General features: G+C 43.6%; 23 protein-coding genes. 5 read left to right on the top strand and 18 right to left on the bottom strand.

Annotated elements, in window-relative coordinates; genetic code table 11:
* Nucleotides 1-50 precede the first annotated feature (50 nt).
* From proC to psaK, 9 genes are all read right to left on the bottom strand, one after another.
* Nucleotides 51-869: a pyrroline-5-carboxylate reductase gene (proC, locus tag RMZ43_RS02715; protein ID WP_322652311.1), complete on the bottom strand. Its 819-nt coding sequence runs from the start codon at nucleotides 867-869 to the stop codon at nucleotides 51-53.
* A gap of 106 nt (nucleotides 870-975) precedes the next feature.
* On the bottom strand, nucleotides 976-1,578 hold the full coding sequence (locus RMZ43_RS02710) for a cell division protein SepF (protein WP_322646904.1): 603 nt from the start codon (nucleotides 1,576-1,578) through the stop codon (nucleotides 976-978).
* A gap of 364 nt (nucleotides 1,579-1,942) precedes the next feature.
* A complete protein-coding gene (locus tag RMZ43_RS02705) occupies nucleotides 1,943-2,611 on the bottom strand; it encodes a YggS family pyridoxal phosphate-dependent enzyme (protein WP_322652302.1) in 669 nt (222 codons plus the stop codon).
* Nucleotides 2,608-2,886: a transcriptional coactivator PipX gene (gene pipX, locus RMZ43_RS02700; RefSeq protein WP_109010971.1), complete on the bottom strand. Its 279-nt coding sequence runs from the start codon at nucleotides 2,884-2,886 to the stop codon at nucleotides 2,608-2,610. Before pipX ends, RMZ43_RS02705 begins: the two co-directional genes overlap by 4 nt.
* A 578-nt stretch (nucleotides 2,887-3,464) precedes the next feature.
* A complete protein-coding gene (locus RMZ43_RS02695) occupies nucleotides 3,465-5,009 on the bottom strand; it encodes an anthranilate synthase component I (protein ID WP_322652303.1) in 1,545 nt (514 codons plus the stop codon).
* Between the two features lie 22 nt (nucleotides 5,010-5,031).
* Nucleotides 5,032-5,949 carry an energy-coupling factor transporter transmembrane component T family protein gene (locus tag RMZ43_RS02690; protein ID WP_322652304.1) on the bottom strand — a complete coding sequence of 306 codons (918 nt, stop codon included), beginning with the start codon at nucleotides 5,947-5,949 and terminating at the stop codon, nucleotides 5,032-5,034.
* Between the two features lie 223 nt (nucleotides 5,950-6,172).
* The gene (gene der, locus RMZ43_RS02685; RefSeq protein WP_322652305.1) at nucleotides 6,173-7,543 is read right to left on the bottom strand and encodes a ribosome biogenesis GTPase Der; all 1,371 of its coding nucleotides are present in this window, start codon (nucleotides 7,541-7,543) and stop codon (nucleotides 6,173-6,175) included.
* A 340-nt stretch (nucleotides 7,544-7,883) separates the two neighbouring features.
* Nucleotides 7,884-9,080, bottom strand: a complete 1,197-nt coding sequence (locus RMZ43_RS02680; protein WP_322646910.1) for a site-2 protease family protein — start codon at nucleotides 9,078-9,080, stop codon at nucleotides 7,884-7,886.
* Between the two features lie 348 nt (nucleotides 9,081-9,428).
* On the bottom strand, nucleotides 9,429-9,683 hold the full coding sequence (psaK, locus tag RMZ43_RS02675) for a photosystem I reaction center subunit PsaK (protein WP_322646911.1): 255 nt from the start codon (nucleotides 9,681-9,683) through the stop codon (nucleotides 9,429-9,431).
* Nucleotides 9,684-9,794: 111 nt separating this feature from the next.
* On the opposite strand from psaK, the gene RMZ43_RS02670 reads away from it, so the two are divergent.
* A complete protein-coding gene (locus tag RMZ43_RS02670; RefSeq protein WP_322646912.1) occupies nucleotides 9,795-10,427 on the top strand; it encodes a phosphoribosylanthranilate isomerase in 633 nt (210 codons plus the stop codon).
* 101 nt (nucleotides 10,428-10,528) lie between these two features.
* Here the strand turns inward: RMZ43_RS02670 and folE are convergent, their stop codons facing one another.
* The 5 genes from folE to RMZ43_RS02645 all read right to left on the bottom strand — a co-directional run bounded on the left by folE (nucleotide 10,529) and on the right by RMZ43_RS02645 (nucleotide 15,561).
* Nucleotides 10,529-11,236, bottom strand: a complete 708-nt coding sequence (gene folE / locus RMZ43_RS02665; RefSeq protein WP_322646913.1) for a GTP cyclohydrolase I FolE — start codon at nucleotides 11,234-11,236, stop codon at nucleotides 10,529-10,531.
* 116 nt (nucleotides 11,237-11,352) lie between these two features.
* Complete coding sequence (locus RMZ43_RS02660; RefSeq protein WP_322652306.1) at nucleotides 11,353-12,078, bottom strand: SDR family oxidoreductase; 726 nt, start codon at nucleotides 12,076-12,078, stop codon at nucleotides 11,353-11,355.
* A gap of 359 nt (nucleotides 12,079-12,437) precedes the next feature.
* On the bottom strand, nucleotides 12,438-13,418 hold the full coding sequence (locus RMZ43_RS02655) for an acetyl-CoA carboxylase carboxyltransferase subunit alpha (protein ID WP_229494780.1): 981 nt from the start codon (nucleotides 13,416-13,418) through the stop codon (nucleotides 12,438-12,440).
* 246 nt (nucleotides 13,419-13,664) lie between these two features.
* Entirely contained in the window at nucleotides 13,665-14,684 is a 1,020-nt protein-coding gene (locus RMZ43_RS02650) for a long-chain acyl-[acyl-carrier-protein] reductase (protein WP_322652307.1), read from the bottom strand.
* A gap of 178 nt (nucleotides 14,685-14,862) precedes the next feature.
* A complete protein-coding gene (locus RMZ43_RS02645; protein ID WP_322652308.1) occupies nucleotides 14,863-15,561 on the bottom strand; it encodes an aldehyde oxygenase (deformylating) in 699 nt (232 codons plus the stop codon).
* Nucleotides 15,562-15,739: 178 nt separating this feature from the next.
* On the opposite strand from RMZ43_RS02645, the gene RMZ43_RS02640 reads away from it, so the two are divergent.
* Nucleotides 15,740-16,567: a carbohydrate ABC transporter permease gene (locus tag RMZ43_RS02640; RefSeq protein WP_322646918.1), complete on the top strand. Its 828-nt coding sequence runs from the start codon at nucleotides 15,740-15,742 to the stop codon at nucleotides 16,565-16,567.
* Here RMZ43_RS02640 and RMZ43_RS02635 read toward each other — a convergent pair.
* Both RMZ43_RS02635 and RMZ43_RS02630 read right to left on the bottom strand, forming a co-directional pair.
* On the bottom strand, nucleotides 16,557-16,706 hold the full coding sequence (locus RMZ43_RS02635) for a hypothetical protein (protein ID WP_322646919.1): 150 nt from the start codon (nucleotides 16,704-16,706) through the stop codon (nucleotides 16,557-16,559). The two genes, RMZ43_RS02640 and RMZ43_RS02635, sit on opposite strands and share 11 nt — an antisense overlap.
* 52 nt (nucleotides 16,707-16,758) lie before the next feature.
* Nucleotides 16,759-17,790, bottom strand: coding sequence for a hypothetical protein (locus tag RMZ43_RS02630; RefSeq protein WP_322646920.1), 1,032 nt, complete (start codon nucleotides 17,788-17,790; stop codon nucleotides 16,759-16,761).
* 166 nt (nucleotides 17,791-17,956) lie between these two features.
* On the opposite strand from RMZ43_RS02630, the gene moaA reads away from it, so the two are divergent.
* Nucleotides 17,957-18,943, top strand: coding sequence for a GTP 3',8-cyclase MoaA (gene moaA / locus RMZ43_RS02625; RefSeq protein WP_322646921.1), 987 nt, complete (start codon nucleotides 17,957-17,959; stop codon nucleotides 18,941-18,943).
* 50 nt (nucleotides 18,944-18,993) lie between these two features.
* Here moaA and RMZ43_RS02620 read toward each other — a convergent pair whose 3' ends face one another.
* Nucleotides 18,994-19,497, bottom strand: coding sequence for a hypothetical protein (locus RMZ43_RS02620; protein ID WP_322652309.1), 504 nt, complete (start codon nucleotides 19,495-19,497; stop codon nucleotides 18,994-18,996).
* A 398-nt stretch (nucleotides 19,498-19,895) separates the two neighbouring features.
* Here RMZ43_RS02620 and RMZ43_RS02615 point away from each other — a divergent pair, with 398 nt between their 5' ends.
* Nucleotides 19,896-20,390: a quercetin 2,3-dioxygenase gene (locus RMZ43_RS02615; protein ID WP_322646923.1), complete on the top strand. Its 495-nt coding sequence runs from the start codon at nucleotides 19,896-19,898 to the stop codon at nucleotides 20,388-20,390.
* 215 nt (nucleotides 20,391-20,605) lie between these two features.
* Here RMZ43_RS02615 and rpsD read toward each other — a convergent pair whose 3' ends face one another.
* Nucleotides 20,606-21,214: a 30S ribosomal protein S4 gene (gene rpsD, locus RMZ43_RS02610; protein WP_109010946.1), complete on the bottom strand. Its 609-nt coding sequence runs from the start codon at nucleotides 21,212-21,214 to the stop codon at nucleotides 20,606-20,608.
* 453 nt (nucleotides 21,215-21,667) lie between these two features.
* Between rpsD and RMZ43_RS02605 the strand changes: the two genes are divergently transcribed.
* Nucleotides 21,668-22,387 carry a hypothetical protein gene (locus tag RMZ43_RS02605; RefSeq protein ID WP_322652310.1) on the top strand — a complete coding sequence of 240 codons (720 nt, stop codon included), beginning with the start codon at nucleotides 21,668-21,670 and terminating at the stop codon, nucleotides 22,385-22,387.
* Nucleotides 22,388-22,637: the final 250 nt, after the last annotated feature.

The raw sequence follows: 22,637 nt of genomic DNA, 5'->3' as shown, positions 1-22,637 counted from the left end.
TTATTGAATTTTCCCCACTCTCCATTCCCCATTCCCCACTCCCTACTCTTTTATTTTCCCAGTTCTTGCGATCGCTCTGTGGCAGCTTTGACTGCTTCTATTAAAGCTGAACGAAATCCTGCCTGTTCTAGCTTGGCAATTCCCGCAATGGTTGTACCACCGGGACTAGTAACGCGATCTTTGAGTTCTGCTGGGTGCATTTTGGTTTCATATAACAGTTTCGCTGTTCCTAGTACGGTTTGCAGTGCTAGTTGATTAGCAATTGCTCTAGGTAAACCTGCGGATACTCCGCCATCTGCAAGTGCTTCTACTAGTAGCGCCACGTAAGCCGGGCCGCTACCAGATAGCCCTGTGACTGCATCCATCAGCCCTTCTGAGACTTCTACGACTTCCCCCACAGCAGAAAAAACCTGCTGTGCTATTTGGTGGTGTTTGGCATTAGTATATGCACCCAAACAAATGGCGGTAATTCCTGCTCCCACTGTTGCTGGGGTGTTGGGCATTGCTCTAATAACTGGCAATTGCACAAATGCAGCTTCTAGCTGACTCAAAGGCACACCTGCTAATATGGAAATGATTAGGGGTGAGTGTTCTTTATTAAGAAGATCAATATCTGTTAATTCTTGAGCGATCGCACTGAACACCTGCGGTTTTACTGCCAAAAACACAACTTCTCTGACTTGAGCGAAAACTTGGCTATTATCTGTAGTCACAGCAACATCGTATTGCTGTTTTAAAAAATCTAGGCGTGAAGATAGCGGTTCGCTAACTATAATTTCTGATGAGTGATAAATTCCACGCGCAATAAGGCGGGATAAGAGCGCTTCTCCCATTACCCCACCACCAATTAAGCCAAATTTTATAGTCATTGATTGTTTGTCATCTGTCATTAATCGGTTGTCCTTTGTCATTTGTCACTATTATCAAAACCCAGGACTAATCACAAAGGACAAAGGACTAACAACTAATTTAAGTTTATTGTGCCATCCGGTTAGTTTCGTTGCCCCAGGTTTGATTTGGAGTACCTGTAGGACGAGAGGGACGTGCTGGCGGTTGTGGTACTTCATGAAGAACGCCACCTTGAGTGCTAACTTGGACACAGCTTGGCGTAAACAAGAAGATGCTCTCACCGATGCGCTCTTGATGTCCATCTAGTGCGTAAGTACCACCCGCAACAAAATCTACTGCTCGTTGAGCTTGGTCTGGGTCCATGATTGTCAGATTTAATACCACTGACTTGCGTTCTCGCAACGCTTGAATTGCCTGGGGCATTTCTTCAAAGGTGCGTGGTTCGAGTACTAAAACTTCCGAAATTCCGTTAATTGCTCCTGGCATACCAATCACATTCCCCATTGGCTTTGAACCTGCTGTTATATCATCTCCCATTGTAGGCACTGGTTCCCGCCAGCGTCGATTTTGAGCGGCTGGGCTTTCCTGTGGTGCTGGTGGTTGGGGATTTTCTTGCTGATACAGATTTTGGTAATTATTATCTGTTTCTGGTTCCTCTTCGTAATACTCGTATTCAACTTGCTCATTTAGACCCACAAAGTCTCTGAGTTTGGAAAATATATTGTTCATTGTCTGTGTACTCTCCTGGTGCGAATAGCCTATATTGACTTGGCTTAGGATTGATTGAGTAGGAGCAATCGCTACATCGGTGGATACTACAGCAAGTATACTGCTATTTGTAACCTATACTACTTGTTTTGGCGATGAACTGACACTTCTTGCAAAGGTCTGTGCATCGCCTAAACATAATAATGAGTCAAGATTATATCCTAAGGTTTGTCCGAAGGAAAGTTCTTTTTACTCTATTTTTCCTTAGCGATTGCTCTTGTCAATACTATATCCTTTGTTTCTAATTGCACCAGTTTGTTACAAAATTCTTGTCATCAAATCCTGATCTCTATTAATACCCAAGAGCAAGGCTGATGAACAAAGGCTAAGAGCGATCGCCAAACAATATTGTTCCTAATCGTACCATCGTTGCCCCTGCTTGCACTGCCAGTTTGTAGTCACCTGACATACCCATAGATAAGTGCTGCATTTTAATGTGCGACCAGTTTTGCTCCTGGATTTTCTTTGCTAGCTCACGATTGAGATTAAATACATGTAAAATTTCCGGATCATTTAATCCTGAAGGTGGAATTGTCATCAAACCTTGAATTTGTAAATTTTTGTATTGATCGAGTATGGGTAAATCAGCCAAAAGTTCTGGCACACTCCAACCAGACTTGTTGGGATCGGGAAGAATTTTCACTTGCAGGAAAACCTGGGGACTCACTCCTAGCTGTTGTGCCAATTGGTCTAAACGCTGTGCCAGCTTCAAATTATCGACGGAGTGAATCCAAGAGAATTGTTCAATGGCTTTTTTGGCTTTATTGCTTTGCAAATGTCCAATAAAGTGCCAAGTAATATCCGGTAAGTCTTGCAACTCGGCTTGTTTGCTGGCGGCTTCTTGGATACGACTCTCTGCAAAATCACGAATTCCTGCGGCATAGGCAGACCGAATGGACTGGGCAGGAACTTGCTTGCTAACAGCAATCAATTTGACTGAAGTTGGCAGGGAAGAACGAATAGAAACAATACGTTCGGAAATCGAACTATTCATTGGAAGGTGCGTTGGAAAACACTCTGAAGCTGATCGTACTCCTGAGATTGTCCACTGCGCCGCAGGGTACGTAAGCGATTTTCCAACATCATTCTAGCCTCAGTGCGTCCTAGAGACTGGAATTTAACACCTTTAACGTCATTTGCGACCAAAAAAAACAAGCGCTGGGCATAAAGTGTGGTGAACAAATCCTGGTTTTCATCAACCATACAGATTTTGTAAAGTAAACCCCAAGTTGGATGGTTTATGTAAGTTTCTGCGTTTTCTGGATTCATTTAAGAGTCAAGGTGTAGTCAAGGTGGAGTATGTATATCTTTTCGCAGTGAATTCCAAACATTCAGACGATAATACCAACATTCGTCAGAATATTTCCTTAAAATGCAAAACTGTGGTTGCGAAGACCTTGATCTAGTTTCTAATGGGCAGATGAAGCTAGTACCGCAAGGCGGAAGTCAAAAATCAAAAGTCAAAAGGTTTTAATTTTGCGCTTTCTAGTTCTAATTTAATGGTAAGTTGATTTCCGCCAACCTGTACTAGTGGTAGTGAAGCGAAATGGTACAACATGACACGCGAAGCATAGACTCGAAGAGTAGAGGCTTGCCGATAGATTTCGCCCTATGCTTTGGTGACTCAAATACACCAACCTGGCGGCACAAGGCATAAAACAGTCCTGACCCTCTTATTGAAAGTTTAGCGTGGCGAGGGAAAACACCCTTTGAAATTCCTAATGGCAACAGCGAACTTTTCAACTTCTTTCCATACTGCCACAACTATGGCTGAATGGCACAAAATTAGGGAGTGGGGGGAGAAAGAATAACCTATTCCCTATTCCCTATTCCCTACTCCCTATTCCCTATTGATTATTTAGCATTTTCAACGCTGCCAGTTGTGCCTGGGCTTTGTGCAGAGATTCATACCATTCTTTTTCAGGATCGCTGTCTGCAACAATTCCGGCGCCAACTTGTCCCCAGACAATGTTGAGTGCTGAGTGCTGGGGGATGAGTCTTGGGTGCGGAAATAAAGAAGAATTTACTTCCTCTGCCTCCCCTGCTTTTTGAGACACGGGGGCTAATAGCAGGGTGCGGATTAAGATATTTAAATCTAAATGACCACGCCAATCTAAATAGCCACAGGAACCGTAGAACAAGCTGCGCCGCACGGGTTCTAGTTCTTCGATAATTTCCATGCAACGGACTTTGGGACAACCTGTGATTGTGCCACCTGGAAACGTAGCGCGAATCAAATCAATGGGAGTGTATTCGGCTTTTAAAGTACCTTTGATGTTGCTAACAAGATGCATCACATGGCTATATCGCTCAATTGTCAGCAATTCGTCAACTGTAACTGTTCCCCATTCACAAACTCGCCCTAAATCATTGCGTTCCAAGTCCACCAACATGATGTGTTCTGCACGTTCTTTGGTGTTGCTGAGTAAATCTTGTGCCAATTGTATATCTTGTTCTGGAGTGACACCACGCGATCGCGTCCCGGCGATCGGTCTGGTTTCGGCTTGCCGATTTTGCAACATTACTAACCGTTCCGGCGAACAACTGATCACTTCTCCCCAAGGCGTTTGCCAATAGCTGGCAAAAGGCGAAGGATTGATTTTTTGCAAGGCTTGGTAAATTTCCCAACCAGAAGTCGATGTAGACGCTTGAAATCGCAATGAAAGATTTGCCTGAAAGATGTCTCCAGCTTGAATATATTTTTTTGCCTGGTTTACAGCTGTTTCATAATCTGCCTGCGATGTCAAAAACTGAGGAGCCGAGGGAGATGGGAAACAAAGTAGAACTTTTTCCCCCTCCCCCATTTTCCCTTTTCTGTTCTCTAATTTGTGCTGAAACTCATCGAGTTTACTTGCATCACTAACGGCTAGCCAAATAATTTGTTGCGCGTGATCTAAAACGGCAAAACAATCTGGTTCATACCAAAACGCTATAGGAAATGGTAGGGGATCAATTTTATGATATGGTAACTGTTCAATTTCCCATGCTACATCGTAGCCTAGCCAACCTAACCAACCGCCTGTGAAGGGGAGATGGGGAGGTGGAGAAGCAGGGGAGGCAGAGGAAGCAGAGGGAGCAGGGGAAGAAAATACTACATCATCCTTCTCATACTTCTCATGTCCTGCTATCCCTTGCTGTAACAACTTTTCTAGGAAGGGAAAAATTTGTCCTACTTCTGGTGTCCACATTTGGGGGATGCCATCGACTAGGCGAGGAGCGCCTGCACAGATAGAATATCGGCTAAGTTGAGGATGATCGATTGGCGTTGGGTAGGGACTTTCCAGTAGGGTAGCAATTCCCGGCGCGGAGGTGGAGTGAAAAAGAGCAGCAAAAACTTCCGAACCTGTGCGCTTTTCTAAGGGTAGCGATCGCCAATACCAAGCCTTGATCATACTGTTTATAAGCGTTGCAAAATTAGACCTGAGTTCCTATAGCTAGCCGTATTCCCCAGAATAAAATTAAAGTTGCGATCGCAAGCCAGTCACGCCCTTTAAATCGTAAGTCATGCCACTGCACTTGATGCTCGTTGGGACTAGTAAAACCCCGTACCATCATTGCATTCGCCATTTGATCGGCTCGTAAGAGCAGATTTTCTAACAGTCTCTCTGCGACTGTCATCCAAACTTTGAATCCTCCTTTCAATCCTAGCTTTTTCCAATTAATTGCTCTAGTCATCACGGAACGAAATAAGTTTTGCACTTCTTCTAAAACTAGGGGAATAAAGCGCAAGGATAAGGTTAAAGTTAAAGCAATTTCGGTGACAGGCCACTTGAAGCGTCGCAGGGGTTGCATTAGGCTTTCTATGCCAGATGTGATTTCTTCTGGTGCGGTTGTCAGCAGATACAGATTAGTGCTGTAAATTACGGTAAATATAATTGTACTCAGACGTACAGCCAAATCCAAGGAGCGGCGAGTTACTTTAACTGGGCCTTTGTGAAATAGTACATAGCTGTATTTGCTATTACTTGCTGGCTCTTGAACAATATTTTTGGAGTTTACTGGCTGGGTTAATATTTGTTCATTAGCTGGGAGGCGTGGCTGATAATCTACACCCATTCCATCAGGGCTGATGGCTCCGATCACTAAGACAAAAAACGATAGCATTAACAGCCAACCCATTTGCTGCTGCCATACTCGGCGGGGAATTCTGGCAATTAAGGTGGCAAGAATCAATACTACTACCAGCAGCACCCGCCAAAAGTTGTTAGCTAAAACATAGCTTGTTAAAAAGCTCATCAACCAGGCGAACTTGACTCGCGGATCGATTTTATGCAGCCAAGTTTGGGGTTGTTCTAAATAAAGTCCAAGTGGCAGCGATCGTAATAAATCCATTTGAAAGTTACGAGTTAGGAGTTAGGAGTTTTGACTTCTGGGTTAACCTATTATGCTGACATAGGCTTAAAAATAGCAATTTTAGCTTTAACTCATAACTCCTATAAAGACGAGATGAATCGCATCTCTCTTGTACAGACGCGATTCATCGCGTCTCTCTTGTCAGACGAGATTCATCGCATCTCTCTTGTACATGTGCGATTTATCGCGTCTCTCTTATCTCCTAACTTATTTTGACGCGAGTTGCTCGATTAACATTACCAATTTCAGCATCACGGACTCTTTTGCTCCGCCACAGTAAGATAATTGGCGTGCCTTTAAATCCTAGCTGTTGCCGGAATTGGCGTTCAATGTAGCGACGGTAGTTGTCGTTGAAGCGTTTGGAATCATTGACAAATAGTGCGATCGTTGGTGGTTGGCTACTTACTTGTGTACCATAATAAATCTTGCCCTGACGCCCACCACGGGATGCTGGCGGTGAATGCCAGCTAACAGCGTCTGTTAAGACTTCGTTAATAACTGATGTGCTAACACGGCGTTTGTGTGATTCAGCCGCAGTTTTCACCAATTCGAGAATCTTTTCTACCCGTTGTCCTGACAAGGCACTTACAAAAATTGTTTCTGCCCACTCGGTAAAATGTAAACGTGATTGCAGAGTTTTTTCGTAGTCGTAGATTGTGTAAGAGTCTTTTTCGACAGCATCCCATTTATTAACGACGATGATGCAAGCTCGACCTTCTTCGATAATCCGCCCAGCTAATTTTTGGTCTTGCTCAGTAACTCCATCAACAGCATCTATTACTAATAAAACCACGTCAGCCCGGCGAATCGCTTTAAAAGCACGGTTAATACTAAAGAATTCTGTGCCGTATTCGATGTGTTTCTTTTTACGAATCCCGGCGGTATCAATCAAACGGTAGGTTTGCCCCTCTCGTTCAATGACAGTATCAATAGCATCGCGGGTTGTGCCAGAAATTGGGCTGACAATTGCCCTCTCTTCGCCAACAAAAGCATTGAGTAAGCTTGATTTGCCTACATTCGGGCGTCCCACAATTGCTACTTTGATTTCATTAGTTTCTGGGATGTCTTCAATATCAGGGATATGGTTAACTAACTCGTCGAGTAATTCTCCTGTGCCACTTCCATGAATCGCGGAGATGGGGTAAGGTTCGCCTAATCCCAGTTCCCAAAATTCAGCAGCTTGCATTAAGCCTTGTTCTGGAGATTCACATTTATTTACAGCCAGTAGAACGGGTACAGTTTGTTGGCGCATCCATTCGGCAATTTCTAAATCTGCCGATGTAGGGCCTGTTTGACCATCTACTACAAAAATAGCAGCACACGCTTCTGCAAGGGCTGTCATTGCCTGTTGACGAATCAGTGGTAAAAATTCGGTATCATCATTGAAAACCAAACCACCAGTATCTACCACTAAAAACTCACGACCATTCCAGAAAGCTGGTAGATAAGTGCGATCGCGTGTCACTCCCGGTTCATCATGGACAATCGCCGTTTGTTCCCCGGCGAGTCGATTAACCAGGGTGGATTTGCCCACATTTGGGCGTCCGATAATTGCAACAATTGGCAGTGCCATAAAACCAGGGTAAGTGAGAGACGTAGTATATCACGTACTTACATTTTACTTTCTTTAAACTGGAAGTTTTAATAATTTTCCAATAATCTGAAGCCATGTCAAAGAAACCTCTCCCTAGTTTTACTTCGTAAAACCGTCCCTTTCCGAATCGGAGAGGGAAAGACTTGAACTAAAGTTCAAGGCAGGGAGAGGTTTATTAAACTCACATTAATTTAAATAATAAAAAAGGTAGGAAACCCTACCTTTTACCCAAAAAAAGCATTTTGTAACCAAATACCAAATTAAATATCACACAAGCTTTTGGCGAATCTATTGCAAAACTATGACAAGGGTATGACATTTAATTTGTAATTGACTTCGCTAGTGCTGCTAGTTGCAATCCAGGCGAATAACTTCCTTCTTCCTTGATCCGTTTAATTTCAGCATCTGTAACCCGCAAATTTAATTTTTGTCCCAACGCCCGGACAATATCTCCCCGGTCAATTACACCAGCGACAGCACCAGCCGGAGACAGCACAGTAATTCGAGGTAACTGCTCATTTTCTAGCTTGTTAATTACCTCAGCTATCGTTGTTGCTTCAGCAACAGTGGGTATTTCTGTCAAGGGATGCACAATGCTATGTAAGGTTTGGGTTTCCCATTCACTCCTTTGGGTTAAACGAAAATCGTCAATGGAAACTAGACCCCGGTAACGTCCATCAGAAGCAGCAAAATAAACCTGTGAGGGATTGGTTTCTAACAGGTATGAATCGGCAAACGATCGCAATGTCTGGTCAGCATCGACAACCCGAAAGTCACGGGTCATCGCATCAGCCGCCACGACTTTGAGTAGGCTTTCTTGCAATGTCGTTACATTGTCATAACTGCTGGCGTTACGGACTGCAAACCAACCTAACAGTGCAATCCACAAACCAAGTACTAATTCTCTGGTGACAAAATCTACAACAAATCCTAAAGCGATCGCACTGTAACCCAAAATTTGCCCAGCCCTTGCAGCCCAGTGTACGGCTTGAAAACGATTACCTGTCATTTGCCATAGTGCCGCTTTTAACACTTGCCCTCCATCTAGAGGTAAGCCGGGAATCAGGTTAAATAGCGCCACCACCAAGTTAATTCTCGCTAAATCTCCAACCATAATACTGAGTGGACTAGTATCGGGTATCACAATAACTCCCACCCGGAGCAGTAAAAATAGGCCGATACTCACCAAAGGGCCAGCGATCGCTACTTGAAAGGCTTTGAAAGGAGTTTTAGATTCTTCTTCAATAGCAGCAATCCCGCCAAACAGAAATAGGGTAATTGAATTAACTTTAATGCCTTGCGATCGGGCTACTAAGCTATGACCCAATTCATGTAGCAAGACCGAACCAAATAGCAACAGTGCCATCACTATTCCAGCACTCCAAGCTATAACAGGCCCCCATTCCTGATAAGCTACCCCAAAGTTAAGAGTTGCCAACCCTAAAATCACAAACCATAACGGATCTAAAAACAGGGGAATTCCAAATAAAGACCCAATTTTCCAATTTGTTTGCATTACATTGTCCTAAAACTAGATATCGCCAGCAGTTTCTATACTGCAATATTTGCGTATATACTTATACATATATTTCTGAGCATCAATTCGATAGTGCCGAGTTACGAAATGCTCTTATTTCTAGAATAGACAATTAATGCGTGTGAGCAAAGCTCTGAAGTGGGGCATTGGGAAGAGGCAGAGGGGCAGGGAGCAGGGAGCAGAGGTCAATGAAGAGGAAGAGAACCAGGGTGCAGAAGGGAAAATTCTTCTCCCCTGCTCCCTTGCTTCTTCCCCTCTTCCCCTGCTCCCTTTTAGGAGTTTTGTATTGATCGCGGCGTTACAAGCAATGCCGCGATCATCGCAAAACTACAGACGACCGATGTTAGTCAGTCCTAAAACGATGCCAATGCCGATAATATGACCAAAAGCCATTGCTGCAACGAATGTTGGAATACTAATCGGCAGGATGGGGAACTTGGGGCCAACTAAGGGTTTTTCAATTTTAGTACTTAGTAAAACAATTACTAAGCTGCTGATGCTGATGATGATGCCGACTGTAGGATTCCACGCAGGTGTTGCGGGAACAGTTGCCTGAGCTGCTAGTAAAATAGATGAAATCAAGCTTTTGTCTCCTAAAATGTAGACCTACAAAATTATAAAATTACCAAGGCACAAAAATTTTTCGGATAGTTTAGACTTTCTTGATGATTATTGTAAATTTGTTAAATATTCATGCGCGTTAAAATTTGCGGCATCACTCAACCACAGCAGTCTATAGCGATCGCCTCTCTGGGCGCAACGGCACTAGGATTTATTTGTGTGCCAACCTCACCTCGCTACGTGACTACATCCCAAATTCGGGCAGCAGTAGCAGAACTCCCGGCTAATATTGACACAATTGGTGTTTTTGCCAACGCTAGTATCCCCGAAATCAGTCAGATAGTTGTTGATTCTGGGTTGACTGGTGTCCAGTTACACGGAGATGAATTACCAGATTTTTGCTACCAATTACGTCAAGCTTTACCCAATGTCGAAATTATTAGGGCGCTGAGAGTTCGGAGTATTGAGCATCTTGACACAGTGACTGATTACACAAATTACGTAGATACTTTACTGCTTGATGCTTACCATCCCGAACAACTTGGTGGTACAGGCAAAACCTTAGATTGGACAATGCTAGAGCAATTTAAGCCCAATTGCCCTTGGTTTTTAGCTGGGGGACTAACAGCAGATAATATTGTGGAAGCCCTAAGTCAGGTTAATCCTAGCGGCGTTGATTTATCTAGTGGTGTAGAACGCGCACCTGGAGATAAAGATTTAGATAAAGTAGCTAAGTTGTTTGGGAAATTGGGGAGTAGGGAGTAGGGAGTGGGGATGAGGGAGCAGGGGAAGCAGGGGAAGAATATATAAAGCTATCTATTGCCACTCTACCTCTTCCCAATGCCCCATTCCCCATTCCCCATTCCTTAAATAAACGCTGGTTGATGGCGAATCAAATTAAAAAATTCTTCGCGGGTTTTGTGTTCCTCTTGGAACGCACCAACCATTGCGCTAGTGACAGTCCAAGAGCCTGGTTTTTGAACACCGCGCATCACCATACACATGTGGCTAGCTTCCATCACAACCGCTACCCCTTGAGGTTCTAGAATGGTCTGGATTGCTTCGGCAATTTGGCGAGTTAATCTCTCTTGTACTTGTAAGCGCCGAGAATACATCTCAACAATGCGGGCTAGCTTACTCAGTCCCACAACTTTTTGGTTGGGAATATAAGCAACGTGTGCTCTACCCATAAATGGCAGCATGTGGTGTTCGCACATACTAAAGAAATTAATATCTCTAACTAGTACCATCTCGTTGTGCCCTTCATCAAAGATGGCATCGTTAACGAGTTCTTCAAGGGATTGGGTGTAGCCACTGGTAAGAAACCGCATTGCTTCGGCCACTCGCTTGGGTGTTTTGAGGAGTCCTTCGCGTTCGGGGTCTTCCCCAACTCCCAATATTAGTGTCCGCACGGCGTTCTTCATTTCCTCCAGATGTTCCTCTTTTGGCGGGGACACATCCGCTTGTTGCCCGTTGTGGGTGTTGCGATCGGGTCTAGGAGTTATGGCTTCAGACAAATCGGGAATCAGAGGCAATTGAGAGGAATTGGAACCGTTGGAACTAGCAATAGTCATGATTAAGTCTTGGTTATGGTTTTGTCATCAGTAGAGACACGATTAATCGCGTCTGTATAATAATCATTAGTCATTTGCTTTATACAAAGGACAAAGGACAAAGGACGAAGGACTAATTAGAGTGCGCCGGCGCTGGGCATCAGGGTCAATTCATCAATTACTGCCTGTTGTGGTAACAAAACTGTGTGGAGAATTGACTGAGCAACAATTTCCGGGGTTAACATTTTGGAACGGTCTAAGTTGACACGAACTGTTTCTGTATCCCAAAGTTCGGTATTGACTGCGCCGGGACAGATAGCAGTGACACGAATGCCGTGGGTGCGTTCTTCTTGTGCCAGGGTTTGAGAGAGGGCTATCAAACCCGCTTTGCTGACGTTGTATGCTCCCCAACCGGGAAACGGCTGCTTGGCGGCAATTGAGGCGACGTTGATAATTGTGCCTGTGCCTTGATCGCGCATTGAAGGCAAAATCCCTACAATGCACTGAAACACGCTGGTAAGATTTAAGTCAATTACCTGCTGCCAGTCCTCTAGGGGGGTTTCGGTTAAGGTGCCTGTGTAGGCAAGGCCCGCATTGTTTATCAGAATGTCTATATCGCCAAAGTCAAGGGCGATCGCTTGGATCTTTTCTTTTACTTCGGAGATCCGTGCTAAATCTACAGTGTAAGCTTTCGCTTCTACCCCAGTATGCTGTACAGCTTCTTTTACCGCCTCCAATTTCTCCGAAGAACGGCTGACTAAGGCGACATCTATTCCTGCTTTTGCAAAAGCTAAAGCCGTTGCTTTCCCAATTCCACTGCTTGCCCCAGTAATCAGGGCGCGTCGTTTTTGCTCAACACTCATTCATGGTGTCTCCCAATTTTTTGGCAGTTCCCAAACTCTATTACCACCCAATTATTCACGCTTCTCGGTCTAGATAGATTAAAGGAATCTAAAAATCTGATGATTTCCGATTAAGCAACTGCTATGATGCAGTGCAATAGTAGGTATATTGTGGGTTTTACCAGTGAAGACAACAAATCGTCGCCTGGAAAACCACGCCGTATACTCAAATTAAATTACTTGATAATACAAAAGCTACTCAATCAAATTGAGTAGATTTACCAAACATGCAAATGCCTATGGCTAGATTGTTAAAAATCTTTAAGCACATAGGCAATTATAGCATTTATGCTCTGCTAATCAATTATTATGCAGGGTTTTTAGTGGGCAACTTCTGTAAAAACGCCAATTTTGCGGAATTTTTCATAGCGCAGTTGACGGCGTTCTGGAGCAGTTAAACGATTGAGTTCGTCCAAATTTTCCAACAGCACTTGCTTGAGGATGGTAGCGGCTTTTAAAGGATCGGAATGAGCGCCGCCAGTGGGTTCAGGCAGTATTTGGTCAATAATTCCTAGCTTTTTCAGATCGTGGGAAATAATTTTTAGAGCAACAGCTGCTTGGGGAGCTTTACCAGCATCTTTCCAGAGAATGGCGGCGCAGGCTTCGGGAGTGGCGACGGTATAAACTGAGTGTTCAAACATGAGTAGGCGATCGCCTACACCAATACCAAGTGCGCCACCGGAACCGCCTTCACCAATTACTGTGCAGATAATTGGCACATCTAAACAGAACATTTCTCGCAAGTTGTAGGCGATCGCTTCTCCTTGACCTTGGTGTTCTGCTTCTACTCCAGACCAAGCTCCTGGTGTGTCGATAAAAGTTAGTATTGGCATACTAAACTTGTTGGCGTGTTCCATTAACCGCATTGCTTTGCGGTAGCCGCCAGGGTAAGGCATTCCAAAGTTACGGGCAATATTGTCTTTGGTGTCACGGCCTTTTTGATGACCCAACATCACCACAGGTTGCCCACACAGACGACCGACACCACCAACTAAAGCCGGATCGTCACCACCACAGCGATCGCCATGTAATTCCATCCATTCATCACTAATAGCCTGAATGTAATCGAGAGTACTGGGGCGACGCGGATGACGAGCGACTTGCAGCCGTTGAGATGGGGATAGACTACTGAAAATTTCCTCACGCAGTTGCATGGCGCGTGCTTCTAGCTGACGAATTTGACCAGAAACATCGACGCCATTTTCCTCTGCAAGTTGCCGAATTTGATCGATTCGGGTTGCTAGTTCTGCTAGGGGCTTTTCAAAATCTAACAGTAGCGGTTTACGCTCGGTAGTTGCCATCGTAGGGGTTATCAATTACGAGTTATGAGTTATCTATCCTTTGTCTTTTATCTTTTGTCCTTTGTCCTTTATCCTTTGCAGATAACAAATGACTAATGACTAAGGACTATCGTACAGACGCGATTAATGAGCCAGCGCGTTGCGGTGAATCCAGCGCTGTAGGCGGGTTTCCCGCCGTAGGCGACTGGTGAACCCGAAGGGGGGTTCCCCCCGTTGTAGCGACTGGCGTCGCGTCTCTACTAATGACTAAACCAGCAGTGGTCTAAATCCATGTTTTACTGATACTCGACCAATCTGCTCCATTTTTTCTACGGTAATCTGATTCCGTCCCCATGAAAAGTTCGTGTATAACTTCTCAAATTCCAACAGCATTGATTCGGCAAAACAAGCAAACAACTGGCGGGCTGGCACGTCCATATTGACGATTTTCATAATTTTCCAGTCAATATCCAGGGAATGCTCTACAATTCCACCATTTAACACATGTACACCAGGATGCTGAATTTTTGTTGCTAAGTTTTTAGGATAACCACCATCAATCAACAAACAGGGTTGTTTCAAAGTGGTAGGTTCAATTTCAACGCCTTTGGGCATACTGGCAACCCAAACTACAACATCAGCTAGGGGTAGTGCTTCTGTCAAACCCATAATTTTTCCCCGTCCCAGTTCGCCTTGCAACTCTTTGAGACGTTCTTGATCGCGGGCTATGAGCAGAAGTTCTTGAACATCTGTTTTTGCATCTAGCCAACGTGTAACTGCACTACCAATATCTCCAGTTGCTCCACATATAGCAACAGTTGCTTTTGATAAATCAATTCCCAGTTGTTTGGAGGCTTCTTCCACCTGCTTACAAATAATGTAGGCAGTATGAGTGTTTCCTGTAGTGAAGCGTTCAAACTCTAGTTTAATGTTGCGGACCTGGCTAAACTGCTCTAACTTAAAGTTTTCAAAAATAATTGAGGAAAATCCGCCTAAAGCTGTGATGTTAATGCCATGCTTTTGTGCATGAGCCATAGCGTTGAGGATTTTGCGTGTTGCGGCTTTGATGCGGCGACTAGCTAGCATCTCTGGCAAAAAGCAAGATTCTACATACCGTCCTTCAATTTGTTGCCCAGTTACACTGGTGACAATAATGCTATCAACAATTTGTGGTGGGGCGCTACACCAAAAGTCTAGCCCTTGATCGGCATATTCTGGGTATCCCAATTCTTGGGCTACCGATTGAGCGTGTTCCAAACTAGTCAGATGTCCAATTAGACCAAACATGTAGTGATTATTAGGCTTATGCTGTCTCGAAAGGGTGGAATTTAGTAGAGGTGGAAGTTGGGAGAGACGCGATTAATCGCGTCTGTACAGGAGTTGGGAGTTAGGAGTACAACTCATAATTCTTTAGCGATCATTCCTCACCGGGGGCAAAGCGTCTCCGGTTTTGCTCCTAACTTTTTTAAGCGGCGATAAGTCCGTAGGCTGATAAGCGCATGATATCGCGTGTCGTAAAACCGATGTTACTTAATGCTTCACCGTACTGAATCATAAAGTCTTCTACTAAAGCATCTTTTTCCATTGCCATTGTGTGGGCATCACCTTCTACTTGGTTGAGCATTTTCCAGACGATGGGTAGGTTTTGGCGATTTGCAAGTTCAAGTTCAGCCTTGGATTCTGTAAAGTGTTCTTTTAACCAAACTTCTCCAAAGTTGAGGTGGCTATATTCCTCTTTTACTACTCCCTCAGTAATTTTACGGGCAAAATCGTCGGCGACGGGGATGTAGATGTTATATGCTGCGATCGCAAAACATTCAATAATCAAAGACTGAATCAACAAGCAAGTAACAACCTTTCCTTCTGCGGCAGCTGTTTGGAAATTTTGGTGTAGTCCAGAGAAAAATTCTTTAGCAAATTGCAAATCTGGGGTTACTTGTAAATTGCGCCCGCAAGCTTCAAATCCTTTCTTGTGCCGACTTTCCATCTTGGATAGGCGAATCAATTCATCATGAGATTCTGGCAGCAATTGGGCTAGTGTGATGTAATTTTCATGGGCTTCTTGTTCCCCTTCAATCACGATCGCATTAATCCGGCTATAAGCATCTTTGTATGTTTCGCTTTTGAAATCTAAGGAATTAGATTGGTCTGTAAGCTGCTGCATGGTATCTTTACTCCTGTAAACCTGATTATTTGACACCAGGATTCAATTTACCCCATGAACTGAGGGTAATAATCACTGTGGTTTAATTTAACTTAACAAGTAGACTATCTTTATAGATTAATGGTTGCTGGGGGCAATGCTCTAGTACTAGCGAAATAAATGCTTTGCGGCTCAAGTTATGTCTAAACCAAACCCGAATGTGAAATCTGGTGATTTTTTGAGCCTACTAGTATTGCTGCTAGGGGCATTTATCGTTCTACTACCTCTGTTTGTGGTCTTTCTCACCTCCTTTGCACCGACGGCCACCAGCCCGGAAAATTTGGCCAAAAATAGCTGGTCTTTAGCTAATTACCGGGTTGCATGGCAACAGGGAAAATTTTTACTGGCGTTTGCTAATTCTACCCTGGTAGCGATCGCTGTGACGGCGTTTCAGATTGTCACTTCTGCTTTAGCGGGTTACGCCCTAGCCCGGCTGAAGTTTCGGGGACGCCAAGCACTGCTTTTGGTCGTTTTAGCAACTTTGGTGGTTCCCTTTCAGTTATTGGTGATTCCCATCTTTTTGGTTTTGAAGTGGGGACACCTGATAAATACATACTGGGCGCTGATTTTACCCACTGCTGTCAACGGGTTTGGAATTTTTTTGTTACGTCAGTATTTCCAGACAATTCCCGTGGAGTTAGAGGAAGCCGCAGCCATAGATGGGGCGAACCGACTACAAATTTTATGGCGGGTGATGTTACCTTTAGCGCGTCCGGCGTTGGTGACGCTGTTTTTGTTCACCTTCATCGGTGAATGGAATGATGTGTTTAAGCCTTTAGTATTTACGACACGACCAGAATTAAGGACGGTGCAATTGGCGTTGGCTGAGTTTCAAGAGCAATTTACGAATAATTGGCCGTTGATGATGGCGGCGGTGACAATAGCGACTGTTCCAGTGATGGTATTATTTCTCATCGGTCAGCGTCAGTTTATTCAAGGTATTGCTGCGACGGGGATTAAGAATTAGTATCGCTAATTTCGCAATTACCTTGATGCAAGCGATCGCACTTTCTACTTAACTCATCTGTTGGTGCGTTGGCATAGCCCGTCGTAGACATCGCTGATTTGATATAACCTTGATGTAAGCGATCGCCCTTTGTATTCAAATCAGGTGTGGTGTGATCGCTTTTTCACTGTAATCTTCACACGCGAATTGTTTTAACTCGTCTCTTGAATTTGCAGACGTATAGTGTGTTCAGTTGCACCACTAAGTTGCAATTCCATGATTTCACCACCCAGAGGTTCCAAGCAAGTGAGGAGTGATCGCAAGTTGGGTGTACTTGCACCAGTATCTACATATAATCGATCTGCTAAATTACTGATTCGTTTCCAAGTCATGTACAATTTAGCGATCGTTTGTTCAATTTGCGATGCTTGATTCACCAAATCAGCAGCAATGCTCAAGCAGCCGACTCTTTGCGCTTCTTCTAAGGCTGTTTCAATATCAATATTTTCCTGCGTCAGCGCCTGAACTTGAGCCGCCCCTTTAAGATACTTGGCCAAGTTACGCGCTTCGTTAGTTACCTGTTTCAGGGTATCCACATCAGGGTTAGCAGCAATTTCCTTTTGGATAAACTTTTGGTGCGATTCTGGCAGTTTTTCCATTTCCTTCACCAGTGGGGCAATGTAGCGCGGGGGAAGGGTGTTATCTGCTGCTTTTTCTTTGACTGCTTCGGGTAATAAATCTGAGGACATGGCTGTCCATTCATCGCTGAGTTGACGCACTTCTCGCCGGGTGATCCGATCGCCTTTTTGGGCGGCTTCACTCACCATCTGTTGAACTTCTGGGACTGCTTTGGAGGTTTCAACAAATGCTCGTTTGCTAAAGTTGTTCACAGTTCCGGGATCGAGTTTACCGTCTTCGATAAGAGTATCGGCACTATTCGCCAGTTGAATCCATGAGTATGCTTGACTTTTGCTGATTTCCCGTTCTTTTAGCCATCGCAGAAAGCCAGTACCGCGTCCGTCACCACCGACTTTCTCTCTGTCGCGGATAGCCCGTAAAATTCGCCCCCGCCAAATTTCAGTTTGCAAATCAAAGCGATCGCATACCTGCCACGCTACTTCTAGCTGCTGTTGAAAATCTGATTCTAGAATCTGTTCATCTTCTGGATCGGGCAGTTCAAAGCTGATATCTGCTGGCTGTAGTAAAGCAGCAGCAAGGTCGTTTATGGAGTCGGTGTCTTGCACGATTGATGACTAACTAGTGGATGCGGTCGGCTTATTATGCCACAATCTGTGGACTCTCACTTAAGGGGGAGTACGGTATCTTGAGTTACAACCAATAAATATAGTAGAAAGCCGTAAACCAACTTTGTAAAGTCTTTAATTAATTAGAGACAATAAAAATAAAACGATGAATCAGGTAGACTACCTCCGCATAAGCTTAATCGATCGCTGCAATTTTCGTTGTCAATACTGTATGCCAGAGGGAGTAGAACTGGACTATATTCTCAAGCAACAGCTGTTGACTGATGAAGAACTACTCACCTTAATTAAAGAAGTATTTATTCCAGTAGGCTTTAAGCAGTTTCGGTTGACTGGGGGTGAACCCTTGTTGCGTCCGCGCGTGGTAGATTTAGTCAGCGCGATCGCAAGTCTCCCCCAAACTCAAGACCTCTCAATGACCACCAACGGTTTTTTGCTGGCTCCGATGGCACAAAACCTCTACAACGCTGGTTTGCGACGAATTAATATTAGTCTGGATTCTCTTGATCCCGACATTTTTGATCAAATTATTGGTAATCACGGGCGTTCTCGTTGGCAACAAGTTTGGCAGGGCATTCAAGCTGCCCATCAGGTCGGATTCGACCCCCTGAAGCTGAATGTGGTGGTGATTCCTGGTGTCAATGACCACGAAGTTCTCGATTTAGCCGCCCTGACAATTGATAAACAGTGGCATGTTCGATTTATTGAATTTATGCCCATTGGTAATGTGCATTTGTTTGGCGATCGCGGTTGGGTATCTTCAGCCGATTTACGAGAACGTATTCGCGATCGCTGGGGCTTGACAGAAGCTCAAGTTCGTGGTGCTGGGCCTGCTGATGTTTTTCAAATTCCCGGTGCGAAGGGGACACTGGGATTTATTAGTCAGATGTCAGAATGTTTTTGCGATCGTTGTAACCGGATGCGCCTGAGTGCTGATGGCTGGCTGCGTCCTTGTTTATTAAATGAAACTGGTCAAATAGATTTAAAAACTGCTTTGCGTTCTGGCACTAGCACCGCTCAATTACAAGAGCAGGTGAGGCATTTACTCGGAATCAAAGCAGAAATTAACTTTAAAGGGCGCGATTCTGGTAATAAGGGTATATACACTCGCACGATGTCGCAAATTGGCGGATAGCTATTGGTCATACTGAATCAAAGGTTAAAAATCTCCAATTTGCTGCAAAACTACAAAATACTTGGCCAGGATAGAGTCAGTAGCATGATTAAATTACTTGACCAAAACAAAAGCAGCAGCCACAAGACATTACTAATTATCCTGAAGTTCCCTCGCTCTACGACGAAATCAGTACTTTTGATGAATTGCTGTTCATGCCAAAGTTGCCAAACTCGAAATGCAGTGTAAAGTGTACCAATAACTACCACTAAACTTGGAAACCAAACTTTACTGACTATTTGTTCAGTGACAATTTGGATAATAAGAACTAGCAAGTATAAGCCAAAAATTTTGCAAATTTCAGGATACTTAAACCAAATAACAAACGTAATTGTAGGAACAATAAGCCCAATAGCGATCGCTAATAATATCCAGACTCGAATAAATCTCAGTCCAGCATCGCTATAGTTAATCATTTGACTAATTGGTAATATTCCAATTGATGTTAACCAACCCACAAGTATTACTACTAAAGTTGCCAGTACCATAAAGAGGAATGCCGTTTTCCAAGTCATTAATCGTTTGCTCCACTAAGCAATTGAGCTTGAAAGTTCAACGAACGTCAGTTAGAATTTGACTTTGGACAAAAGAGGTAATAACTTTTATTAAATCTCTGCCTACTAATGGTGTTATCGATCTATTATCCCAAGATATTGTAGTGCCGTTGAGTCAGCAAAGATTAAAAATAAAGAAATAAGTTGAGCGATGGCTACGCCAACGTCTGCGACGAACGCTTTAAATTGAATCATTTTTAGCATTAAAAGTAAGTATCCTATTTCCTTTCGGTACCAACAATCGTAGGAAATCCATTGGAGCTTAATTACTCGACTTTTTAATCATAGCTAGGCTGTGTTTTGTTGATTGGTGCAAGCGGCGCAATCTGTTTGTCATAAAACTCAGGAGATGATTGAAAATGACAATTAATTATGGAATATTATCGCAACCCGGTGAAGGTGATAGTTATTCAGTGGCAGGCGATGTAGCCACCTTTAAAGCTACGAGCGAACAAACAGATGGCAAATATGCACTGTTTGAAGTAGTACTTGCACCTCAATTAGGCCCGCCGCCACATATTCATAGTAGAGAAGATGAAGCATTCTATATTCAAGAGGGTTCGATTGAGTTTCATCTTGATGAACAAACAGTTGTAGCAACTCCGGGAACATTCTTGCATTCTCCCAAAGGCCAACTCCATAGTTTTAAAAATATTGGTTCTGTACCAGCCAAAATGCTGATTTGGGCTACTCCAGGTGGAATAGAAAAGTTTTTTGCACAAGTCGGAACTAAAGTAGAAAATTCATCAGTTCCACCGTTACCCATAACTCAAGAAGTCATTGACCGGATATTAGCAACTGCTCCGGAATATGGAATTACAATTGTTCTTCCTGAAGCTGATAATTCTCCATAAAACTGTGGTTTTGATTCAATATTGAAAATAATTGGATATTTAGCAGGACAAGAAGGAAAAATTCTTCAATTGATATTTCTGGCAATATTGCCAGAAGTATTGTTTAAATAAATTTAATATTAATTATTCTCAATTAAAAAGTGTGAGCAGAGATTTGTTTCTTCTGCTCACACTTTGGGACTTGCCCTTTGCAAATAACTAAGGACAAATGACTATTACGCTTGTCGTGAGTAGTATTCCACCACAAGTAGTTCGTTAACTTGTAGTGCCACCCATTCCCGTTCAACAACGCCGTTGACTTTACCAACCAACTTATTTTTGTCAAACTCCAAATGACTGGGGAGGTTTGCCAAACCGGGATATTGCAAGTTAGCTTCCACCAACTTCCGTGATTGTGCCCGATCCCTGACGGCAATTTCTTCTCCAGGACGGCATTGATAGCTGGCAATATTAACCACACGACCGTTAACAGTTACGTGACCGTGATTTACCAGTTGACGAGCTGCTGGGATAGTCGGAGCTATACCCAAGCGGAAAACGGTATTATCCAAGCGCATTTCTAGCAATTGCAACAGCACTTGTCCGGTAGAACCAGTAACACGTCTGGCTTTCCGTACATAGCGTAGCAATTGCTTTTCAGTCAAACCGTAGTTGAAGCGGAGCTTTTGCTTTTCTTCTAGACGGATAGCATACTCAGAGCGTTTTTTACGGTTCTGACCATGCTGACCAGGCGGATAAGCGCGTCTGGCGCTTTTACGAGTTAATCCTGGTAAATCGCCCAAGCGGCGTACAATTCTGAGGCGTGGCCCTCTATATCGGGACATGAGTTTCCTTAATCTAATCCTGTTTAAACTTTACCCAAACATTCCATTTTGACATTCCCCTGATAAAAAATCAGGGTATTCTTGGTTTTGTGAGGCTGCTTGCCTTGGTATGACGTATCCTACCAAAGTAGAGGCATCAACTTTTGCGCCAGTTGTTTTAAGTCGGTACCGACAGACTAGCTTCCAAGCTTGAATTCCGACGTGCCCCGCCGTACTCGTGCCAATAAGTTTTTTGTGTTTATTTAGTTTCGTAGGCTACTCAATCATCAGATTAGTTTACGCAGTATTCTTACTCTGAAATACTTTTTACGTTGCCTACTTATCTTTCAAACAGCTATATTAACATAATTTCCGGCATAATTAATTATGTCTATAGCTTGCTACCGCCGAAATTCTTTAATTACAGAGGATTTTTAAGATATTTGAGTTAGCATAACTTTGGGTGTTTGGAGAATGGCAACGTCAATGAGCAATAAAGCGGTTAATAGAGGTAAGAACAAACAAGCCAGTTCCACCTCCAGGATTTTAACAGTACCGATTTTGGCTATAGCTGGATGTTTGGCAACGATCTTACCAAATACAGCGATCGCTGCTTCGTACAACAATGATTATAGTGTTTGTGCGGGTCGCCTCCTAAAAGTGGGTGTAACGGCAGTAGCGGCATCACAAGGTTGTTCAGCAGCACTGCGTCCAAGGGATTTGGCTGCTTGCGTGGTTAAAATTGAGAAGGAAACCCAAATTGCCGCGACAGATGCACTTTCTACTTGTGGAAGGGCCCGGCGTCCTGAGGAGTTAGCTACCTGTGTAGTTGGCGTCAGCTTAAGTACCAAGGAAGAAGCTAATCTGGCAGTTCTAGATTACTGTGGACGTAGTTTGTTACCTGTGCGCTTTGGACAGTGTGTGGTTGGCTTACGTAGTCAAATCGACTTTCCTGTTACACAGGCGTTAGATACTTGTATCAGTGCTGATGATAGTGTTATCGGTGCTTCATCTTCCTCTCCACCGTCAACTATAATACCTGCGGGTTCAAGTCCAAGTTTAGAGACTACCCCATTTCCAACGCAACCGAGTGTTCCAACACAACCGAGTGTTCCAATACAACCAAGTGTTCCAACACAACCGGTTATTCCAACGCAACCGATTGTACCAACGCAACCCAGCACGACAAATTGATTACAGTCCTTTGTAATTGACTAAAAATACAGGTTAATTATTAGGGTGTGTAGTAAAACATACACCCTAATAATTTGTCAAATTTCAATTGATGGGTAAGCTGTTCCACGATTACTATGAACTCATCAAAATTAATAAGACATATTACTACTAGTGGTTTGTCTCATAAGTTCTGATTGATTAGTTTGTTACCAAAACCCTATAGAGACGCGAAATTTTGCGTCTCTACAACCCAGCAGAATTAATGCGA

Source organism: Nostoc sp. CmiVER01, assembly GCF_034531135.2.
GTDB lineage: Bacteria > Cyanobacteriota > Cyanobacteriia > Cyanobacteriales > Nostocaceae > Nostoc.
This window is presented reverse-complemented; position numbering and strand designations above follow the sequence as displayed.